This is a genomic window from Sodalis sp. (in: enterobacteria) (assembly GCF_051710625.1).
Classification (GTDB): domain Bacteria; phylum Pseudomonadota; class Gammaproteobacteria; order Enterobacterales; family Enterobacteriaceae; genus JBPESN01.
The window spans coordinates 48,390-68,757 of record NZ_JBPESN010000006.1 but is presented as its reverse complement, the minus strand read 5'-3'; the positions used below and the strand labels follow the sequence as shown (position 1 = coordinate 68,757).

General features: G+C 55.5%; 10 protein-coding genes, 1 other RNA gene and 10 pseudogenes. 8 read left to right on the top strand and 13 right to left on the bottom strand.

The window, feature by feature from the left end; genetic code table 11:
* From ACTBDU_RS03660 to ACTBDU_RS03640, 5 genes are all read left to right on the top strand, one after another.
* On the top strand, positions 1-167 hold a 167-nt coding region (locus ACTBDU_RS03660), incomplete at its 5' end, for a hypothetical protein (RefSeq protein WP_438805598.1).
* Positions 155-382 carry a hypothetical protein gene (locus ACTBDU_RS03655; protein WP_438805594.1) on the top strand — a complete coding sequence of 76 codons (228 nt, stop codon included), beginning with the start codon at positions 155-157 and terminating at the stop codon, positions 380-382. The genes ACTBDU_RS03660 and ACTBDU_RS03655, both read left to right, overlap by 13 nt.
* Positions 383-418: 36 nt before the next feature.
* Entirely contained in the window at positions 419-631 is a 213-nt protein-coding gene (locus ACTBDU_RS03650) for a hypothetical protein (RefSeq protein ID WP_438805521.1), read from the top strand.
* A 310-nt stretch (positions 632-941) separates the two neighbouring features.
* Positions 942-1,088 (top strand): hypothetical protein, encoded by a 147-nt coding sequence (locus ACTBDU_RS03645; protein WP_438805520.1) that lies wholly within the window; start codon positions 942-944, stop codon positions 1,086-1,088.
* Between the two features lie 189 nt (positions 1,089-1,277).
* Entirely contained in the window at positions 1,278-1,907 is a 630-nt protein-coding gene (locus ACTBDU_RS03640) for a baseplate J/gp47 family protein (protein ID WP_438805593.1), read from the top strand.
* A gap of 479 nt (positions 1,908-2,386) precedes the next feature.
* Here the strand turns inward: ACTBDU_RS03640 and ACTBDU_RS03635 are convergent.
* Together ACTBDU_RS03635 and ACTBDU_RS03630 are read right to left on the bottom strand one after the other, a co-directional pair.
* Positions 2,387-2,638: pseudogene (locus tag ACTBDU_RS03635) on the bottom strand (sulfite reductase subunit beta); the annotation flags it as partial.
* A gap of 98 nt (positions 2,639-2,736) precedes the next feature.
* A pseudogene (locus tag ACTBDU_RS03630) lies at positions 2,737-3,675 on the bottom strand (flavodoxin domain-containing protein); the annotation flags it as partial.
* Positions 3,676-4,013: 338 nt separating this feature from the next.
* Here ACTBDU_RS03630 and queD point away from each other — a divergent pair.
* A pseudogene (gene queD, locus ACTBDU_RS03625) lies at positions 4,014-4,375 on the top strand (6-carboxytetrahydropterin synthase QueD).
* Between the two features lie 164 nt (positions 4,376-4,539).
* Here queD and queE read toward each other — a convergent pair.
* From queE to rlmD, 6 genes and pseudogenes are all read right to left on the bottom strand, one after another.
* Positions 4,540-5,197, bottom strand: a pseudogene (queE, locus tag ACTBDU_RS03620) (7-carboxy-7-deazaguanine synthase QueE).
* Positions 5,198-5,377: 180 nt separating this feature from the next.
* Positions 5,378-6,679: pseudogene (eno, locus tag ACTBDU_RS03615) on the bottom strand (phosphopyruvate hydratase).
* A gap of 79 nt (positions 6,680-6,758) precedes the next feature.
* A complete protein-coding gene (gene pyrG, locus ACTBDU_RS03610) occupies positions 6,759-8,396 on the bottom strand; it encodes a glutamine hydrolyzing CTP synthase (protein WP_438805592.1) in 1,638 nt (545 codons plus the stop codon).
* A gap of 236 nt (positions 8,397-8,632) precedes the next feature.
* A pseudogene (gene mazG / locus ACTBDU_RS03605) lies at positions 8,633-9,470 on the bottom strand (nucleoside triphosphate pyrophosphohydrolase).
* An 18-nt stretch (positions 9,471-9,488) separates the two neighbouring features.
* On the bottom strand, positions 9,489-11,681 hold the full coding sequence (gene relA, locus ACTBDU_RS03600; protein ID WP_438805591.1) for a GTP diphosphokinase: 2,193 nt from the start codon (positions 11,679-11,681) through the stop codon (positions 9,489-9,491).
* A 56-nt stretch (positions 11,682-11,737) separates the two neighbouring features.
* Positions 11,738-13,080, bottom strand: a pseudogene (rlmD, locus tag ACTBDU_RS03595) (23S rRNA (uracil(1939)-C(5))-methyltransferase RlmD).
* A 49-nt stretch (positions 13,081-13,129) separates the two neighbouring features.
* On the opposite strand from rlmD, the pseudogene barA reads away from it, so the two are divergent.
* Positions 13,130-15,768: pseudogene (barA, locus tag ACTBDU_RS03590) on the top strand (two-component sensor histidine kinase BarA).
* A 126-nt stretch (positions 15,769-15,894) separates the two neighbouring features.
* Here the strand turns inward: barA and ACTBDU_RS03585 are convergent.
* A pseudogene (locus ACTBDU_RS03585) lies at positions 15,895-16,014 on the bottom strand (glycerate kinase); the annotation flags it as partial.
* A gap of 155 nt (positions 16,015-16,169) precedes the next feature.
* On the opposite strand from ACTBDU_RS03585, the gene ACTBDU_RS03580 reads away from it, so the two are divergent.
* Positions 16,170-16,613: a DUF1640 domain-containing protein gene (locus tag ACTBDU_RS03580; RefSeq protein ID WP_438805590.1), complete on the top strand. Its 444-nt coding sequence runs from the start codon at positions 16,170-16,172 to the stop codon at positions 16,611-16,613.
* Between the two features lie 579 nt (positions 16,614-17,192).
* Here the strand turns inward: ACTBDU_RS03580 and ACTBDU_RS03575 are convergent.
* From ACTBDU_RS03575 to smpB, 4 genes and pseudogenes are all read right to left on the bottom strand, one after another.
* A pseudogene (locus ACTBDU_RS03575) lies at positions 17,193-18,362 on the bottom strand (IS3 family transposase).
* 42 nt (positions 18,363-18,404) lie between these two features.
* Positions 18,405-18,806, bottom strand: a complete 402-nt coding sequence (locus ACTBDU_RS03570; RefSeq protein ID WP_438805589.1) for a hypothetical protein — start codon at positions 18,804-18,806, stop codon at positions 18,405-18,407.
* Positions 18,807-19,384: 578 nt separating this feature from the next.
* Positions 19,385-19,770, bottom strand: a transfer-messenger RNA (tmRNA) gene (gene ssrA, locus ACTBDU_RS03565).
* 45 nt (positions 19,771-19,815) lie between these two features.
* Positions 19,816-20,307, bottom strand: a complete 492-nt coding sequence (smpB, locus tag ACTBDU_RS03560; protein WP_438805597.1) for an SsrA-binding protein SmpB — start codon at positions 20,305-20,307, stop codon at positions 19,816-19,818.
* Between the last annotated feature and the right edge of the window lie 61 nt (positions 20,308-20,368).

The following is a 20,368-nucleotide window of genomic DNA, read 5'->3' as shown; positions in this document are numbered from 1 at the left end:
ATAAGACCGTTCCGCTCTACCGACCCCTGGTGGCGGTGGTGGGTGATACCGACAGCGATGAGGAGGTGCATTTTCGCGCCCGGAAGCAAACGGGTGAGCAAGGTCAAGGGCCAAAAAGGTGCAAAAACGTTATGGCAAAGCTGGGAGCAGATAGATGGCTGACCTGATAGCACACATCGACCAGCGTATTCGCCGTGCCCTGGGCGGCCGTACCCGCCATAGTATCGTGATTGCCACCGAACACAGCATCTACCGGCTGCAAGGGCTGGCAAACGGCGAGGTGGCACTCTACAGTGACGAAGGCGCCAAAATCGTTATCCGGCGCAAAAGAATTATCGAGGTGGAATGCGACGAGTATCGGGTTAAATGCAAACGCTATTAGGTTCAGGCCGAAGAGCGCGCCGGCTTCGAGACGCCGATGCTGTCAACCTCACAGGCACTGACCGCCGAGGGGCCTATCAGCGGCCACGGCGGTATGACGATTAACGACGGCGGTGCGGTGGGGCGCTTTGCGGGGGATATTGAGCACCAGGGCGGCACCCTGCGCAGCGCCGAGGTGGAAATTAACGACATCCGGCAAAGTGAACACAGGCACTCCGACACCTTTTGGGCTGTCCAACAAACCGGTTAACGGATAAGATAGCGTCGCGGCTCGCGACGCACACCACCGTACCAGTTACCCTCTGCGCCCACGTCACTCCTACCGCCCCGTCGCTTATTTTACCCTGACGCCATGGACGCACTGATTGACAGCCAGACCGGTGATTACACCAGCACTCGCACCACTGACTTGCATAACGCGGGCTACTACGCTTGATGAGACGCCGCGCGGGCAATATTTGGCTGACCCGCAGCTGGGGTTCACGTGTGCACGAACTGGCGCGGGCCAAAGACTTGGCTACCACCGGCGACTGGCCCAGCAGCAATATGCCGGACAGGCATTGCAACCACTGCTGGCCGATAACCGCGCTCGCCGCATTGACATCCGAGTCAGCCATCCGGCACAAGGTGACCTGCGGCTGCATATCGACGTCGTGGCCGCCAACGGCAATTTGCAAACCTTTACTCACCCGGTAAAGGTCATTTAAACGGAATATCCCCATGGCACACAGCACCCCCACCCATACCGAGATTGCCGACACGCTCTTGCGCGATATCCGCAACCAGTTGCCGGACGCCGATACCGGTCCCGACAGGTGATTACGCGGCACGCGCGAACACCATTGCCAGCGCGCTGCAGGGGCTATACCCAGCACCAGCTGTGGATAGTGCGGCAAATGCTCCTGGACACCGCCGACCATGACTATCTGGTAATGCACGGCCGCACGCGCAACCTGACGTCGAAAGCAGCTACCCCGGCCGGCGGCGAAGTACGCCTGACCGGCAACCCCGGCGCAAACATTACCGGCCTACTGCAATTGCGTCCCACCGGCAGCCGTCAGCGCTACCAGACCACCGCGCCGGGCACGATAGACGCAACGGGCAGCCTGACCTTGCCCGTCCGCTCGCCGCAAAACGGTACCCAGGGCAATCTGGCGGACAATACGCCAGGGACGCTGCTGATGGCCCCAGCCAATAATGTTGACAGCAACGCCACTATCACCCGCATGGTCGGCAGCAGCGAGGCCGAATCCGACGCCGCCCTGCTGGCACGCCTGCTGGAAGTGATACGCCGTCCGCCGGCGGGCGGCAATCAATACGATTACCATCGCTGGGCGGTGTCTCTGCCCGGCGTCACCGAAGCCCATGGCTACCCGCTGCGCCGGGGCTACGGTACGGTGGATGTGGTGATAGTCACCCATAACGACCTGCCGTCGCCGGAGACGCTTAAGGCGGTGCAGCGCTACCTTGACGAGATGCGCCCGATCACCGCGAAAAACTGTCTGGTACTGGCCCCGAGGTGGTGAAAGCCGGTATCACGGCCCAGGTTAGCCTGAGCAATCTGACGCTGGAGGCCGCGCGCAAACAGATTACGACCGCGCTCAGTGACTATGTTAACCGCCTGTGACCCCCGGTGAGGTGGCGGTCAGAACCCAGCTGGGGGCGCTGATATCCGATGTGGTCGGCGTGGTGGACTACCAGTTGCTTGCCCCCAGCGCCAATGTAGTGCCGGTGGTGAACAAGCAGACCGTGCAGTGAATACACGCAGGCACCATCACAGTGGAGAAAATGCCATGAACAGCCGCGATTACGCGCAGCTGCTCAGTGCCCTGCTGCCACCGAAAAGCTATGCGCTGACCCGGTAAGCGACTCGGTGTCGAACTGCAGGCCGAGGGGAAAAGCCTGGCACAGCTGGAAATCCGCGCCGGCGAAGTGTCTGACGGTATCACGCCCTTTCTGGCAGTCGGGCTGCTGGTCGACTGGGAGCGGATGTTGGGAATCCCCCCCCCCCCAGCAGGCGGCGGCGCAGCATCATGTTAATTAATGGCTCCAGCTTCTCCTCGGCGTGCTCGGCGCGCAGATCGCGATCGTCTTGCTGGTACATGCCGTGAAAGCGAATCAGCTGAAAATTATCGCCATTGAAGCCGCCGGTCAGCCCGCCCTGTAAATCTTGCGCGGTGGGGCCGCGCAGAAAATGGCCTTCGCCTTTTAACCGCTCATTGTCGGAAAATTTGGCTTTCGGTTGTTGTTCGCTCATCAATAGACATCCCGCTGATAACGGCGCTCAATGCGCAGCTCACTTAAAAATTCGTCCGCCTGCTCAAGGTCTATACCGCCATGCTCGGCCACCACCGCCACCACGGCCAACAACGCCTCGTCCCGGGCGAAAACGGCATAGCCTTCCACAATGGCCGGGGTGTTTTGCGTCAACTCGTAATGCTTTTGCAACGCCTCGGCGGCAGCGTCTGCCCGGCCACCGGGATCGGCTCATCGCTCTTGAGCCACAAAAGCGCCAGCAGTTCACCGATAAGCGCCGGATTGTTTTCATACCACACCCCCAGCGCATCACCAGGCTGATAACGCAGGCCAGATTCGGTTAGATCGATCTCCAAATGGCGCACATCTTTGAGCGACTGACGGCTGGTGATCTTCTGGCTTACCGCCAAATGCGCGGTGACCGCCGCCTCTTTGGTGTAAGGACTGGAATCCACTTCGTTAACGTTACCGCTGGCCGCCAGCTGCTGCTGCGCCGGGCTGGCAACAGCAACCCGGGACTTCAGCTGTTCCACGATGGCGGCACGCCAGGTCTCGTCCTGCGCCTGATGATCCACATCGGCATCCACGCGGTCATGCAGGCGCTGCGCCCCCAGCTCCGCGAGCCGCCTGTCGAAATCTTTGCCGGTTTTGGCAAAATGCTCATAGGAGCTGTCGCCGAGGCCGAAGACCGCGAATTGCGTCGACGGTAGTGCAGGCGCTTTCTTGGAAAATAAATACTTATATAATGAATGCGACCGCCTCTTCCGACGGATCGGCCCCTCCTTGGGTGGAGGTCACTATCAGCAGCAATTTCTCCTGCGCGATCTGCTTGAATTTGTAGTCACCCGCGTTAATCAGCACCACATCAAGCCGGGCGGCGATAAGATCATCGCGCAGTTGCTCCGCTACCCGCCCCCAGAAATAACCCGAAATCCAGGCCAGCTGCAGGAAAGATAAATCACCGGTCGCTGTCTGTAAGCGATCCGGCTGCTCCGCGCTTAGCGGCAGCACTGTTGTAGGGGGGACCTGTTTCGTTATGGGGGTAGGCAGTTCCTTGTGCCGGCACGCCGGGCCGGGTTATAAAGATCATTAGAGTTTGTAAGGTTAACCACTCGCCGGTTCACAATAAAGAATGCGATGTAAATAATAAATAACTAAACATCATAAGGTATAAATAAGGGTAAATTTACCGGAATTATCGGTAGAACAGGTCCGCGGAATGCGCATACACTTGACTCTGGGAAGAGCGCCGGCGCGGTGCGCTGGCCACCGGGTTAACCGCATTTTGCGTACCCGGGGTTGCCGGCGGCGCCAGACATAGCATCATAGCGCGCTAACCGTTATCATGCAGTTAATGTAGTTGAAGAGAAGCAACAGTGATTACCACGTTATATAAAGATTTTACCTTTAAATCTGCCCACCGTTTGCCCCATGTCCCCGCGGGGCACAAATGTGGCGGCTGCATGGCCACTCTTTCCTGGTGCGCCTGGAAGTGACCGGCGAAGTGGATCCCCATACCGGCTGGATCATGGATTTCGCCGAGTTGAAAGCCGCCTTCCACCCGATCCTGGATCGATTGGACCACTATTATCTTAACGAAATCCCCGGCCTGGAAAATCCCACCAGCGAAGTGCTGGCGCAATGGATTTGGCAACAACTCAAACCGCAGTTGCCACTGCTGAGCGCCGTTACCCTGAAAGAAACCCGTACCGCGGGTTGCGTTTACCGCGGCCAATAGCGTGCGCTACGCCAGTCACCCGCCACATTTATCACGCAGGGCGTTCGCGGGCATTGCTGCGAAGCAAAGATGGTGGGACGGTATAGGGGCCAGATTATTTCAAACGACGCGCACGCTGCTGCATCTTAAGCGTCTGACCGGGTTAATGACGTGGCGGGCAGCTATCAGGCGATGTTGAGATATTTGTGAGTTTGCATCGACAAGCGCCAATTGCGGGCGATACAGGTTTCGATACACAAGCGGGTGGCCGCCTCTTTCTGACTGATAAGCTGCAGCGCGATTACCCGCTGCTTGGTATCGTGCAGGGTCGCCAATAGTGCGTCCAGCTCGTCAATATCACGCTGTCGCGCCACCGGATGCTTGATTTCATCGCTGCGGCCCAGCACCGGCAGCCCCCCCGCATGTTGATCTTCGGCGATACCGTCACCCAAGTTTGCGGCGTGCAATGTATCTCCTGGGTTTCGTTAGTTTCAATCTGGCAGCTAAACCCCTGCTGCTCCAGCGTGTGGGTCAGCGGCATCAAATCATGCAGGCACGGCTCGCCGCCGGTTATCACCACGTGGCGGGCGGTCCAGCCCTGCTCTAGCATCAGCGCGATGATCTCTTCCGCCGTCAGGCTGGCCCAGCGGCTGCTGTCAGCGGTTTTTAACTGGATTTCCCCCGCCACCACCCTGTCGGCCTCGTCTTGTTGTTAGGTGTGTTTGGTATTGCACCAACTACAGCCCACCGGGCAACCTTGCAGGCGGATAAATATCGCCGGTACGCCGGTAAAATAGCCTTCGCCTTGGAGTGTCTGAAAATTTCATTAAGCGGGTACTGTATAGCTTTCTCATTAATGACGGCTGCGGGTAAGACCGAGTATTGTCTACCCGCCGGAAATCGTCAGCCGCTTTCGGCACGGGCCGCAGCGATGAATAAAAAAAAGCCCGCCGAAGCGGGCCTGACTGCTTTCAGACGCTGCTCAGGGCCCCAAGGGCCGCGGAGCAGGACTGAGTGCCGGCGTTACGCCTGGTTTTTCACTTCACGCAGACCGTTAAATGGTGCGCGGTCGCCCAGCGCTTCTTCGATACGAATCAGCTGGTTGTATTTCGCCAAGCGATCGGAACGGTTCATGGAACCGGTCTTGATCTGGCCTGCCGCGGTGCCTACCGCCAGGTCGGCGATGGTAGCGTCTTCGGTTTCGCCGGAGCGGTGGGAAATGATAGTGGTATAGCCCGCATCTTTAGCCATCTTGATGGCCGCCAACGTTTCGGTCAACGAACCGATCTAATTAAATTTGATGAGGATGGAGTTGGCAATGCCTTTCTCGATACCTTCTTTTAGGATCTTGGTATTGGTGACGAACAGATCGTCGCCCACCAACTGGATTTTGTCGCCCAGTACTTTAGTCTGGTAAGCGAAACCGTCCCAGTCAGATTCGTTCAGGCCATCTTCAATGGACACGATCGGATACTGTTTGGTCAGATCTTCCAGGTAATGGGTGAATTCCTGGGAGGTAAAGGTCTTGCCTTCGCCTTTCAGGTTGTAGTTACCGGTGGCTTCTTCAAAGAATTCAGAGGCCGCGCAGTCCATGGCCAGGGTGATGTCTTTACCCAGCACATAACCGGCTTTCTCGACCGCTTCCTTGATAGCGGCCAGCGCCGCGGCATTGGATTCCAGGTTCGGTGCATAGCCGCCCTCGTCGCCCACGGCGGTGCTCATGCCTTTGCTTTTCAGCACTTTCGCCAGGTTATGGAACACTTCGGAACCAATACGGACCGCTTCTTTGACGCTTTTCGCGCCAACCGGCTGGATCATGAATTCCTGAATGTCGACGTTGTTGTCGGCGTGTTCACCGCCGTTGATGATGTTCATCATCGGCAGCGGCATGGAGAATTTACCCGCGGTACCGTTCAGCTCGGCAATATGCTCATACAGCGGCATGCCTTTGGAGGCAGCGGCCGCTTTGGCGGCGGCCAGGGACACGGCCAGAATGGCGTTGGCGCCAAATTTGGATTTGTTTTCGGTGCCGCCCAGGTCGATCATGGTTTTATCCAGCGCGGCCTGATCTTTGGCGTCTTTACCGGTCAGGGCCTGAGCGATGGGATCGTTCACCGCGCCAACCGCTTTGGTGACGCCCTTGCCCAGGAAACGGGATTTGTCGCCGTCGCGCAGCTCCAGCGCTTCGCGCGAGCCGGTTGAGGCGCCCGACGGCGCGGCAGCCAGACCAACGAAACCACCCTCCAGATGTACTTCTGCTTCTACGGTCGGATTCCCGCGGGAGTCGATGATTTCACGGCCAATGACTTTTACAATTTTGGACATTCGTATTTCCTCAGTACAAGTTAAAACACAATTCTTGACGGGCTACCGGCGCCGCTCGCGCTCAGGCAGCCCCCTGTTTTTATTTCTGCGCCCGTTTTTGATAGTCGCCCGCGGCTTTAACGAAGCCCGCGAATAACGGATGACCATCGCGCGGCGTCGAGGTGAACTCCGGGTGGAACTGGCTGGCGACAAACCACGGATGATCCGGGTATTCGATGATTTCTACCAGCTTATTATCTCCCGACCAGCCGGCAACGCGCAAGCCGGCGGACTCGAGGTGTTTCAACAGCATGTTGTTGACTTCATAGCGATGACGGTGGCGTTCCAAAATGGTGGCCTCGCCGTACAGCGACCGCGCCTGGCTATCGTCCGCCAAATAACAGGGCTGGCTGCCGAGGCGCATGGTGCCGCCCAGATCGCTCTGCTCGCTGCTCATTTCCACATTGTTGTCTTCATCGCGCCATTCTGTGATAAGCGCCACCACCGGATATTTACAGTCTGGCATAAATTCGGTGGAGTTGGCATCCTGCATCCCCGCCACGTGGCGGGCGAATTCGATTAACGCAACCTGCATCCCCAGACAAATACCCAAATAGGGGATCTTCTGCTCACGCGCGTACTGCGCGGTGAGGATTTTACCCTCCACGCCGCGATAGCCGAAGCCGCCGGGGATCAGGATAGCGTCCAAATCTTTCAGTATTTCGACGCCGCGGGTTTCGACATCCTGGGAATCGATCAGACGGATATTCACCGTCAGACGATTTTTCAGGCCGGCGTGTTTCAGGGCCTCGATTACCGACTTGTAGGCGTCCGGTAAGGCGATGTATTTGCCGACCATGCCGATAGTCACTTCGCCGACCGAATTCGCTTGCTGATAAATCACCTGCTCCCACTCAGACAGATCCGCTTCGGGACAGTTCAAGCTGAATAGTTTACAAATATAATCGTCCAGCCCCTGTGATTTTAATAGCGCCGGAATTTTATAAATCGAATCAACGTCTTTAAGCGAAATCACCGCCTTTTCCGGCACGTTGCAGAATAAAGCAATTTTCGCCCGCTCGTTATTGGGGACCGACCGATCGGAGCGGCAAATCAGCACGTCGGGCTGAATACCAATGGAGAGCAGCTCTTTCACCGAATGCTGGGTCGGTTTGGTTTTCACCTCCCCGGACGCCGCCATGTATGGCACCAGGGTTAAATGCATGTAGAGGGTATGCTCGCGCCCGACTTCCACCGCCATCTGGCGGATGGCTTCCAAAAACGGCAGCGATTCGATATCCCCGACGGTACCGCCGATTTCCACCAGCACCACATCATGACCCTCGCCGCCTTCAATAATGCGTTCCTTGATGGCGTTGGTGATATGAGGAATGACCTGAATGGTGGCGCCCAGATAGTCGCCGCGGCGCTCTTTGCGCAACACTTCGGAGTAAATGCGGCCGGTGGTGAAGTTATTGCGGCGCGACATTTTGGTACGAATGAAGCGCTCATAATGCCCCAAGTCCAGATCTGTTTCGGCGCCGTCTTCGGTCACAAAAACCTCGCCGTGCTGGATAGGGCTCATGGTACCCGGATCCACATTGATATAGGGGTCCAGCTTCATGATGGTAACGTTAAGGCCCCGGGCTTCGAGAGTAGCCGCCAGGGAGGCTGCGGCAATGCCTTTACCCAAGGAGGAGACGACCCCGCCGGTTACAAAAATATAGTTTGTTGTCATGCTGAACCTGAGAAATTAGGTGTAAAGACGGAATAACCAAGACGGGAGGGCAGTATACCTGAAGCCGCATTGCGCCACAAATATTCGTTTTGGTTCACAACGCACGCCTGTTGGCCTTCCGTATCGCCGGGTGCGAGGCAACAAGGTTAAAATATAGTTAATAATTTATAATATAGAATTAAATTCACTTTTAGTGGCGACCCTTGCGCCCTTGGCGTAAACGCCTTACCTGATGCCTAAGCATCTCGGCTGCCGCGGTCTCGCCTGTACGCCCGGCGCTTTACCTGTTGCCAGGCGTCCTCCATTTGCTGCAGGCTGGCCTGCCTCAGGTCAAGTCCCTGCGCGCCGATAATCGCCTCCACCTGGCGGAAGCGGCGCTCGAATTTGCGGTTGGCCTGCTGCAAAGCGATTTCCGCCGTCTGGCCCAGGTGGCGCGACAAATTTACTGTCGCGAACGGCAGCTCCCCCACCGCCCCCGCCAGCTTGTCCGGATCGACCTCCGGCTGCCGCGCCTCATGCATCACTTCGTCGATCTCTTCGTGCACTTTCGTTAACACCGGCGCCAATGTCGACCAGTCGAAGCCCACCGCCGCGCAGCGCTGCTGGATTTTTTGCGCTTTCATCAGCGCAGGCAGCGCGGCGGGAATATCATCCAGCGGCGACAGGCGGGACTTTTCCGCCCGCTCCTGCGCTTTCAGCTATTACCACTGCTCGCGATGGTCGGTCGGCGCGAGCGGCGCATCGCCGAGCATCGCTGAACAGGTGCGGATGTCGGCGCTCAAGCTTGTCGCTGATGCCATCGCAGACCGCGGCAAAATCAAATCGCCCTTCCTCACGCACCAGCTCGGCATAAAACACCACCTGAAACAGCAGGTCGCCTAGCTCGGCGCGCCGGTCACCATAGTCGCGGCGCGTGATGGCATCGAGCACCTCATAGGTTTCTTCCAGGGTGCAGGGTGCAATGGAATCCAGGGTTTGGCTTTTGTCCCAGGGACAACCCGTTTGCGGATCGCGCAAACGGGTCATAATGGCCAACAGCCGATGCAGCGCCGTGGCGGCATGTGGTTCAGACATAAAACGCCCTTTGACGCGTCAATTTCCGTGCAGCCGGCGCGCGTCGATGACGTCTGGCAGTTGGTTAAGTTTCGACAATACCCGTCCCAGCACCTGCTGGTTATAGATTTCGATATTTATATCGATACTGGCTAGCTGTTTTTTCACATCGCTGCGGCTGGCCACGCCCAGCACGTTACCCTTCTCGTTGGCCAGAATGGTGGTGATATCGCGCAGCAAGCTGCTGCGATCGTTGGCGGTCACTCTCACCACCAGCGAATAGCCGCTGGAATAGCTCTCGCCCCACACCGCGTCAACGATGCGCGCCGGCGCGTTGGTCTGCAGGTCCGCCAGCTGTTCGCAATCGGCGCGATGGATGGAGATGCCGCGCCCCTGGCCGATAAAACCGTTGATATCGTTCCCCGGGATCGGCTGGCAGCAGCGGGCAATATGGGGGGCATCAGGTTGCCTACGCCCTCCACGACCACCCGCCCGTTGTCGCGGTTGCGCGGCACCAACGGGGTTTTCTACGTCAGCTGGCGCAGCGCCGTCTGCCTTGTCTTTCTCTTCGGCGCTGGGCTTGTTCAGCTTGCTCTGCAGATAGTTGACCGTCTGATTGATGCGCACGTCGCCGCCGCCGATGCTTGCCAGCAGTTCATCGAGCGTATTGATGTTGCAACGCGGCAGCAGCATTTTTTCCGCCTCGCGCACGCTGATGCTTAGGTGTTCCAGTTCGTCTTCCAGCAGTTGACGTCCGGCGGCAATGTTCTTATCCCGGTCCTGCTTGCGGAACCAGTTATGGATCTTAGATCGCCCGCGGCTGGTGGTGAGGTAACCCAAATTGGGATTCAGCCAGTCGCGGCTTGGGTTCAAGTGTTTCTGAGTGATGATTTCGACCTGATCGCCCATGCGCAACTGATAGGTAAATGGCACGATGCGGCCGCTGATTTTAGCGCCGATACAGCGGTGGCCGACGTCGCTGTGGATATGGTAGGCGAAATCCAGCGGCGTGGATCCGGCCAGCAGATCCACCACGTCCCCTTTCGGCGTAAACACATACACGCGATCGTTGAACACTTGACTGCGCACTTCGTCGAGCATTTCGCCGGAGTCCGCCATCTCTTCCTGCCAGGCCAGCAGCTGGCGCAGCCAGGCGATACGCTGTTCGTAGCTGGAGCGACCGCGGGTAAGGACAGTGCCGCCCTCTTTATACTTCCAGTGCGCGGCCACGCCCAGCTCGGCATCTTCATGCATCTGGCGCGTACGAATCTGGATTTCTAGCGTTTTGCCGCGCGGGCCCAGCACTACGGTATGGATTGACTGGTAGCCGTTGGGTTTCGGGTTGGCGACGTAATCGTCGAACTCGTCCGGCAAGTGGCGAAAGTGCGTATGTACAATGCCGAGCGCGGCATAGCAGTCCTGCGCCCGCTCGACCACGACCCGCACCGCGCGCACATCGAACAGTTCGTCGAATTCCAGCGTCTTTTTCTGCATTTTGCGCCAGATGCTGTAGATGTGCTTCGGCCGGCCGTAAATATCGGCCTTCAGTCCTTCTTCCTGCATGGCCTTGCGCAGGGAGGCGACAAAATCCTCAATATACTGTTCCCGGGCGATACGCCGCTCATGCAGCAGCTTGGCGATACGCTTGTATTCATCGGGATGCAAATAACGGAAACAGAAATCCTCCAGCTCCCATTTCAGCTGACCGATGCCGAGACGATTGGCGAGCGGCACATAGATATTGCTACTCTCTTTCGCCGCCAGCACCCGTTCGTCTTCCGGCGCATCTTTCAGTTCGCGCAGATGGGCGATACGTTCGGCGCGCTTGATGACCACGCAGCGGAAATCCTCGACGATCGCCAGTAGCATGCGGCGCACGTTATCCACCTGCTCCGGCGCAATCGAATCGTTATGGGTTGCCTTCAACTGGCGGATGGCGTCCATATCGCGCACGCCGTGCACCAGTTCGACAATGCTCTTGCCGAATTCCGCCTCCAGCACCGTTTCTTCCACCACGCGGGCATCGGCCAGCGGGAACAAAAGCGCCGCGCACAGGCTGTCGTTGTCCATGCTCAGCATGGACAAGATTTCTACCATTTCGATGCCGCGCCACAACAGCAGGGAAGCGTTTGGATGGTCCTTGCACCGCTGCTCGCAGTAGCGCCAAATGTCGGCCAGCCGTTCACTTGATTGCGGCTTGGCGAGGCCCAGACTGGCCACCCAGTCGTCCACGGTAAATTTGCCCGCCGGATTAAATGTGCACTTCTTACCGCAACCATACCCACTCTCTATCTTGCAGAGATGCCGGAACGCTTGATAAATAACGCCATCGATTCAAGATGCCCGCTATGCGGAAACATATTCAGCATCGCCAGGCGTGCCAGGGTGTAGCCTGCCGCCAATAGAATTTTTCTATCCCGCGCAAGCGTCGCCGGATTGCAAGAAACATAGACAGTGTGCGGCGGCGCCCACGCCGCCAACAGGGGCACACGCTGGCCGCACCCGCTCTGACCGGATCGAGCAATATCTTATCAAACCCGCAGGCGGCCCACGGCTGCCGCATCACATCCTGCTCAAGATTTTCGTGAAAAAAAGTCACGTTACTTAGTGAATTACTCTGCGCATTATATTGCCCATTAGCTACTAACTAACGCCGCAACTCCTTCCACGCCGGTGACCTGCCCACTTGAACGTGCCAGCGGCAGAGTGCAGTTGCCCATGCCGCAGAACAGATCCAGTACCCGATCGCCGGGGGTCGGCGTCAGCCAGTCCAGCACCTGGGCCACCATTTGCCGGTTGACTTCGTCATTGACCTAAATGAAGTCGCTCGGGCTGAAACGCAACGTCAATGCCGTTATCCGGTAGAAAGGCGTCTCGCCGCGCAAACAGTCCAGCGTCTCGCTATCGGGCGCCAGCCAGACGCTGACCTGCTGCGCCGCGGCAAAGTCCAGCAGCCGGCGGCGGTCCTCTTCCCCCAGTGGCTGCAGGTGGCGCAGCACCACCAGCGGACCATTATCAGCCGCCGCCAGTTCAATATGCTCCAGATGCGCCCCGGCCCTCACCCCTTCCAGACAGGCGCGCAAGGGCGCGATGAGTTGCTCAAGCTCCGGCCGCAAAATCGGGCAGGCCGTGAATATCTACTAATTCACTCGACTTTGCCTGTCGATAACCCATGCTCAGATGATGGCCTTTCGGGAGATAGACCAGCTCCAGGCGCGTGCGCCGCCGGTAACCATAAACGCTGGAACCGATTTGCGCCACATCTGGCACCGCGCCGGGCTGTTCGCGCGCAAAAAGCTGCGCCAGCGCCGCGGCCTTGGTGCGCTGCTGCAGCGACTGGCTGATATGCTGCTGCTGGACAGCCGCCGCACACGCCATACATGCGGACAGCGGGGCGTGACCTGCTCAGGGACGTCGTTCAGACGGCGGATAACTTCGCCGCGGCTGTACTGGCGCTTATCCTCGGTCAGACGCACTTCGGCCTGCTCGCCTGGCAAAACAGTTCGGGGATAAACATCACCTTGCCCCGGCGGCGCGCCAACCCCTGGCCGAACGTATCCAGTTGGTCACAAGAGACTGTGACCCTCTCACGGGTCGCTACGCGGCGGTTTGCAGAGTAGAATTGCGCCATAGATTGCCGGAAACGCCTTTGCAAAATTATTCTCCCATATTGGACCGTTATAACCAGATACAGCGTGCGCACGCGGATGATGATACTGATTCTGGCTCCGACGCTTTTCATTGGCTTACTGCTCAGTGCGTTTTTTGTCGTCCACCGCTACAACGAACTGCAACACCAGTTGGTCGACGACGGCGCCAGCATTATCGAGCCGCCGGCGCTGTCCAGCGAATACGGCATGACGTTTCACAATCGCGAATCGGTGCGCCATCTGGTCAATCTGCTGCATCGCCACCACTCTGATATTGTGCGGTCCATCTCGTTGTTTGATGCGAACAATACGCTGTTCGTTACCTCCAATTATCAACAAAATATGGAGCGGCTGAAGTTGCCGGACGGCGCGCCGATGCCCGAAGGATTGACCCTGATACGCACCGGCTCATCGCGCATCATGCGTACCCCCATCGTGCGCGAGGACAGTCTGCCGGACGGCGAGCACGCTTATGGCGCGGCCAGCGGCGCCATAAAACTGCTTAGTTATATCGCCATCGAACTGGATATGGACGCGGTACGGCTGCAACAATATAGAGAGGCGTTTGTTTCCACGCTGTTGCTCCTCCTGTGTCTTTGCTGTGCCAAGTTGTTCGCCTACCGTCTGATGCGCGATGTCACCGGCCCTATTCGCAACATGGTCAACACCGTTGACCGTATCCGCAGCGGCCAATTGGACAGCCGAGTGGAAGGCTACATGCTCGGCGAGCTGGACATGCTGAAAAACGGCATTAACGCCATGGCGATGTCCCTTAGCGCCTACCACGAAGAGTTGCAGCAGAATATCGATCAGGCCACGTCGGATTTGCGCGAAACCCTGGAGCAAATGGAAGTCCAGAACGTCGAACTGGATCTGGCGAAAAAACGCGCTCAAGAGGCGGTGCACATTAAATCGGAGTTCCTGGCGAATATGTTTCACGAGCTGCGTACGCCGCTGAATGGCGTCATCGGCTTCACTCGTCAGACGTTGAAAACACCGCTCTCCCCTAACCAGCGCGATTATCTGTAAACCATCGAGCGCTCGGGTAATCACTTGCTCAGCATCATTAACGATGTACTGGATTTTTCCAAACTGGAAGCCGGCAAACTGATGCTGGAAACGATCCCCTTCGCGCTACGCGCCATTCTCGATGAGGTGGTGATCCTGCTGGCCCATACCGCCCATGAAAAGGGGCTGGAGCTGATTTTACAGGTGCAGCGCGAGGTGCCGGAATATGTCATCGGCGATCCGCCGCGGCTGCAACAGCCAACCTTATCGGCAACGCTATTAAATTTACCGAGCAGGGGCATATCATCATTCGCGTCAGCCGCCAGGGCCACGAGCGGGAGCGCGTGGAAATCAACGTACAAATCCGCGATACTAGCATCGGTATTCCCGAGCGCCAACAATCGCAGCTGTTCCAGGCTTTCCGTCAGGCCGATGCCAGTATTACCCGTCGGCACGGCGGTACCGGTTTGGGGCTGGTGATTACGCAAAAACTGGTGCGCAAAATGGGCGGGGAGATCACGTTCCGCAGCCGCGCCGGACGGGGATCCACCTTTTGGTTCCATATTCAATTGCAGATCAACTGTCGCGCCTGGGTTGATCCGCACCGCTACGACGCCCTGATGTATAAGCGTCTCGCGCTTATCGAGGCCAATAGCCACCTCGGCGCAGGCCACCCTCGAACTGCTGGCGGGCACACCCCTTGAGGTCAGTTATTATCCGGACCTGGACGCGCTGGGAGATGCGCAGGTGGATATTCTGCTTCTCGGTAAACCGGTTACCGCGACACTATCGCTGCCGGAAATGCGCTATAAGCTGTTGCAGGCCAGCGGCCATGCCCGTTGTATTATCCTGGCGCTGCCGGGCAGCCTGGATAGTTGAGGCAGAGCTGCTGAAACAAATGGACGCGGACGCCTGTCTGACCAAACCGGTATCCGGCCAGCGCCTGCTTTCCCTGTTGCAATCGCCCCTCTCGCCGCGGCCAAGCAGCGAGCCCGAGGCCGAGGCCGGCACGCCCTGCCTGCCGCTGACCGTAATGGCGGTGGATGATAATCTCGCGAATCTCAAGCTTATCGACGCGTTGCTGCAAGAGCAAGTGGAGCAGACCCCCTTGTGTAACAGCGCCGCCGAGGCTATCGCCTACGCCCGTAAAAACCGCTGGATATTATCTTGATGGATATCCAGATGTCAGAAATTGACGGTCTGCGCACAGCGGAGCTGATTCGCCAGTTGCCGCTGCATGCCCATACGCCGATTGTGGCGGTTACCGCCCATATCATTAGCGATAAACGCCAGCGGTTGCTGCCTTCCGGCAATGAAGATGTCTTGCTTGATTGGCAGCTGGCGCTGCGCCAGGCGGGGAATAAGCCGAATCTGGCATGGGAGGATGCTGGGTATGCTGCTCGAATTTCTGCCCGAGATTAAACAGCGTGTAGAAGCGGTGGCGAGTGGCGCGCACGACGAGCATATCAGCAACCTGATCCATAAACTGCATGGCAGTTGCAGCTATAGCGGCGTGCCGCGGCTGCGGCGTTTATGCGCCAATATTGAGCAAACAGCTGCGCGGCGGCGTCAAGGTCGCGGCATTGGAGCCGGAGTGGCTGGAAATGCTTGATGAGATTGAGAATGTCCGCATCGCCGCTCGCGCCTGCCTGAGCGCCTAGCGGGCTGCGCGCCCGCTCGCCATTCCGGCCAACGTGGGATTAGCGTGCAAACCTGCCGCGTTTGGACGAACGACGAGCGGACGCCCATGGCTAAGGCGACGCGCGGGTGCAGGGCGGGCGTTGCCGTTAGCGTAGCGTCTGTCCGAGCTTCACCGTCGCCGCAATATTGCGCGCCGTCATACGCACATTTTCGCCGGCGTTTTCCAGCGTCTGCTCCAGCGTACAAATGCTATACAGCACGCTAAATGTAGTGGCACACTACAAGACTCGGAACCCCTTCAGGCATCACTAGTGATAATGCATTATTAATTTGCTTGTTGCGGGCTGGCAGCCCTCCATCAATACTCCTTCCGTTGATGTGGTGGATACGCTACACTTGGCCTAAACAGGAGGATTTCCCCATGGGTCAAGTCGCATTTGATACATTGCTGGCGTCAGAAGAGCTTCAGACAGCCGGGCTTACCAGTGAGCAAGCCAAGGCCATTTCGCTCGTCGTACGCAAGTCTCATGAGGTGGCGGATGTGGCTACCAAGGCTGATATTGTCAATGTGAAGCGTGACCTTGAGGACGTGCGCAAGAATATGGAAGCTCGCTTTGAGAAGACTGATGGCCAAATAGCTGAAGTTCGCAAAGATATGGCTCACCGCTTCGAGAAGACCGACGCGCAAATAGCCGATGTCCGTAAGGACCTGTCAGCAGAGATAGCCGATGTCCGTAAGGATATGGCTGCGGGATTTGATAAAATTAACGATAAATTTGAAAAGCTTGGCATGCAGATGACCATCAGGCTCGGGCTCATGGTCGCTGCCGCCGTCAGTATCATTGCTGCCATCCTCAAAATGTAACACTGTCCTGTATAGGGTATGGCAATCATTCTGTAGTTAATGAATGATCTGCCGGGGTAAGCTTGACACAAGTCAAAGTAATTAGTACTTTAATCTGCCGGTGTGACTTTAGAATCGGTAACTCGGTATGAAAGAGCGTACGAGTTGTTAAACCGTAAGGACGCGGGTTTGATGGCTGCTCGACCCCCCATATTTCAATAGCTTTCTATCGTTAATTTCCTTACCTGCTTCTTGAGTCGTTTATTCTCCTCCATTAGATATAACAATGGTTGATTTATATAGCATTGTATCGTGGTCGTCGTACGGATAAGTGTCGATGCGCATTAAATAATGCGAATCATTAATGTTATTGCTGCCGTTGGTGACGGCGATCATTTCACCGAAATTTGGATGGTTGAAGGTCGTTATACGAGGCTTGTTAAGTTGCATCATTCAATCCTCCGTTGGCCATCAAAATATTTTCGTTTCTCCCAATCTTCCCGGTATTCTTTGCAGCAGAAATTACCCTCGGCAGGGGCTTCGCAATAATAGCAACGTCCGGTAATAGGTAATGTTTGCTCTCGATGATTGGTGTAGTGGTCAACTAAAACTGGCCATTGCGTTAGCGTTTTTCCAGTATCTATTTTCTGATTCGTTTGGTGGCAACCCACCGTTATATTCATGCAGCCTGAGTGCGCTGTAATATCCCACGATATAGTCGGTAATTTCATGAGCTGCTCCGCTGAAGCTTATGTAGTTCGTTACCGGTATCCACTCGTTTTTCAGACTTCTGAAGAAGCGCTCCATCGGACTGTTATCCCAACAGTTACCACGCCGACTCATGCTTTGTTTGATCCGGTAACGCCACAGCAACTGTCGGAACTGCCTGCTCGTATAGTGGCTACCCTGATCGCTGTGGAACATCACTCCGGCTTGGTTTACCACGCGTTTCCCATGCCATTTCCAGTGCTTTGATGGTCAGTCTGCTGTTCGGGGAGAACGACATAGCCTAGCCCACCGGTTTCCTCGCGAACAGATCAAGAACAACCGCAAGGTATGCCCAGCGTTTCCCGGTCCAGATATACGTCACATCGCCGCACCATACCTAGTTTGGCTCCGTTACAGCGAACTGGCGGTTGAGATGGTTCGGTATTTCAACGTGTTCATTGCTGCCGCGTTTGTATTTGTGAGCCGCTAGCTGACAACTGACTAGCCCCAGCTCTTTCATGCGCCTGCCTGCAAGCCAGCGCCCCATCCGGAAGCCTCTCTGGGTTGCCATGGTGGCGATACTTCTCGCGCCAGCGGCACCATGGCTGATACTGTGCAGTTCATAAACCTGACTGCGCAATACTGTTCGCCTGCCGTCTGGCCTGTCAGGACGACTTTTCCAGTATTTGTAACTGCTGCGATGAACCCTGAACACGTGGCAGAGTGTGGCCACAGGATAACGCGCTCTGAGTTTCCCGATTAACGAGAATTGTTCAGGGAGTCTGACATCAAGAGCGCTGTAGCCTTTTTTAATATTTCGTTTTCCATTTCAATGCGTTGTACCTTTTTCTTGAGCTCACGTATTTCGATTTGTTCCGGGGTTATGGGAGAGGCTTTTGGCGTTTTCCCCTGTCGCTCATCACGCAGTTGTTTTACCCATTTCGTCATCGTAGAAAGGCCAACGTCCATGGCTTTTGCTGCTGGCGCGGTGGTGTAATTTTAATCGACAACCAGTTGAACGGATTCGCGTTTGAATTCAGGACTAAAATTTCTTCTTTTCATTGGTGCACTCGTGTTGTTCTGAGGTGAGCATATCACCTCTGTTCAGGTGGCCAAATTCAGTGTGCCACTACAAGCTTCGTTATCATTGTTTAATATTAGGTGCTTGTAGCATAAAAATTGAGCTAATATTGACTGTATACCATAATTTGATGTTTGTATTACATCCGTAACACCTCTGTTTTGTTCAGCCTTCCTATCGTGGGTTTGTAACTCAGGTTCAAGTTTGGACCATGAACATGGAAATTCACCATCAAATCTTCCCTCAATATCGAAATCATTTGGCACATTGAAGAAATCTCTAGAGGAATCATTCATGTAAACAAATCTAGATTTCGTATCTTTGATGCCAAATGGCAAGACTGAGTGCTCAAGTAATGATAGAGGTGGGATATTATCTAAGGAATTAAAAGTTAAGTCTTGAGATTGCGGTGTTTTATTGTTCATAAGGTCATCTCCTTTTGGCTACTCCGTTAAGTTTAAACAGCCAAGAGTAAAATTCACATATTTTTTACGACAGTAAAGAATACATTTTCCCAATCATGCAGGTTGTTATTATCAGATTATCAGGCTAAAAATAATTGCGGAAAGGTTTAAAACTATTCAATCAGCTGCGCTGAATGGACGCTATGTGATGCGCTGGTTGCCGCTACGGGAGCGGCCAGCACTTCAGCATCTTGACAGGCTAGACGATCTGATCGATACGGAGTCATTAGAAAGAGAACAGCTGGGAGATCACGCCGCGATTTTCGGTGTGGCGACATTTATCATTAGCGATGCGTAGCCGAAAAAGTTTGATGGCAACCCGTGCATTTGAAGGGGCGATAATAAAGTGTATTTTGTTTCAAATTATTATGTATAAAAATACTTTAAATAACTCACTTGGGGCGTCAGAGGAAGAGAAAGCTAAATGCACATGCAGATTGAGTGCACTTTATTGCCTAATCTACATCTAGCCAGTGTGCTTGCGTGGTCAGTAACTTACTAATTTTAGAGCTACAGTTTTGTCACTGCCCTATCAAATTTGGTGGAGCTGGCGGGATTTAAACCCGCGTCCGGAATTTCTACGCCTTCGGCACTACATGCTTAGTCCAGTCTTTACATTCACCTGTCAGCTGCGGACGGACACGCCACTAGCAAACTAGCCTGATTAGTTTTAACGCTTCTGCCCCAGGCAGGACACTTACGCGATCTCTTTTTGGTTTGACCTCTCTTGATCCCCGTCCTAAGAGCGGAGGCTAGGGAGAGAGGGAATCTTCAGGTTATTAAGCTGATTAAGCTGCTAAAGCAGCGTTAGATTCGAATTGCGAGTCGTTTGCAATTATTTTTTTTGAGGTTTTTTTACGAGGCCAACCCCACCTCGGCATGCACTTTAGGTTTCGCAAATCCCGTCGAGTTCAGGATCAGCCCCAAGTTGTTAATTTCATCATAGCAAACTTACAGTGGCAAGGCAACGCTATCGGCCGGCGTGCTTCATGATGCGCGCTTTGTCGAGTTGCCATTCGCGTTCCTTGATATCTGTCCGTTTATCGTACTCTTTTTTACCTTTGGCCACGCCGATTTTCACTTTCACCCACGCGTATTTCCAATACAGCGAGAGCGCCACAACGGTGTAGCCTTCACGGTTAACGCGGCCAAACAGTGGATCCAGTTCACGCTTATTGAGCAATAGCTTGCGGGTTCGCATCGGGTCACAGACCACATGCGAAGAAGCCATTGTCAGCGGTTGGAAGGTGGCGCCAAAAAGATAGGCCTCGCCATCCTCGAGCAGCACATAGCTATCGCTGATGTTCGCTTTGCCGGCGCGTAGTGATTTCACTTCCCATCCCTGCAGCGAGAGTCCCGCCTCGAGCTCCTGTTCTATAAAGAATTTGTGTCGGGCGCGTTTGTTTTGCGCAATGGTAGCTGAACCGGGCTTGTGTGCTTTTTTTTTGTCATAGTGCGCAATATTATACAGTTAACCTCGGGGAAGAAAAGCTTTCCTTTAAGGTGTACGGGCTTTTGATCAC

Excerpts from the sequence above, each read along its gene's own strand:
- ACTBDU_RS03640 (WP_438805593.1), top strand. The coding sequence starts at position 1,278 with ATGCTCCTGGACACCGCCGACCATGACTATCTGGTAATGCACGGCCGC.
- ACTBDU_RS03650 (WP_438805521.1), top strand. The coding sequence starts at position 419 with ATGCTGTCAACCTCACAGGCACTGACCGCCGAGGGGCCTATCAGCGGC.
- ACTBDU_RS03580 (WP_438805590.1), top strand. The coding sequence starts at position 16,170 with ATGGGTCAAGTCGCATTTGATACATTGCTGGCGTCAGAAGAGCTTCAG.
- ACTBDU_RS03655 (WP_438805594.1), top strand. The coding sequence starts at position 155 with ATGGCTGACCTGATAGCACACATCGACCAGCGTATTCGCCGTGCCCTG.
- ACTBDU_RS03570 (WP_438805589.1), bottom strand. The coding sequence starts at position 18,806 with ATGAACAATAAAACACCGCAATCTCAAGACTTAACTTTTAATTCCTTA.
- pyrG (WP_438805592.1), bottom strand. The coding sequence starts at position 8,396 with ATGACAACAAACTATATTTTTGTAACCGGCGGGGTCGTCTCCTCCTTG.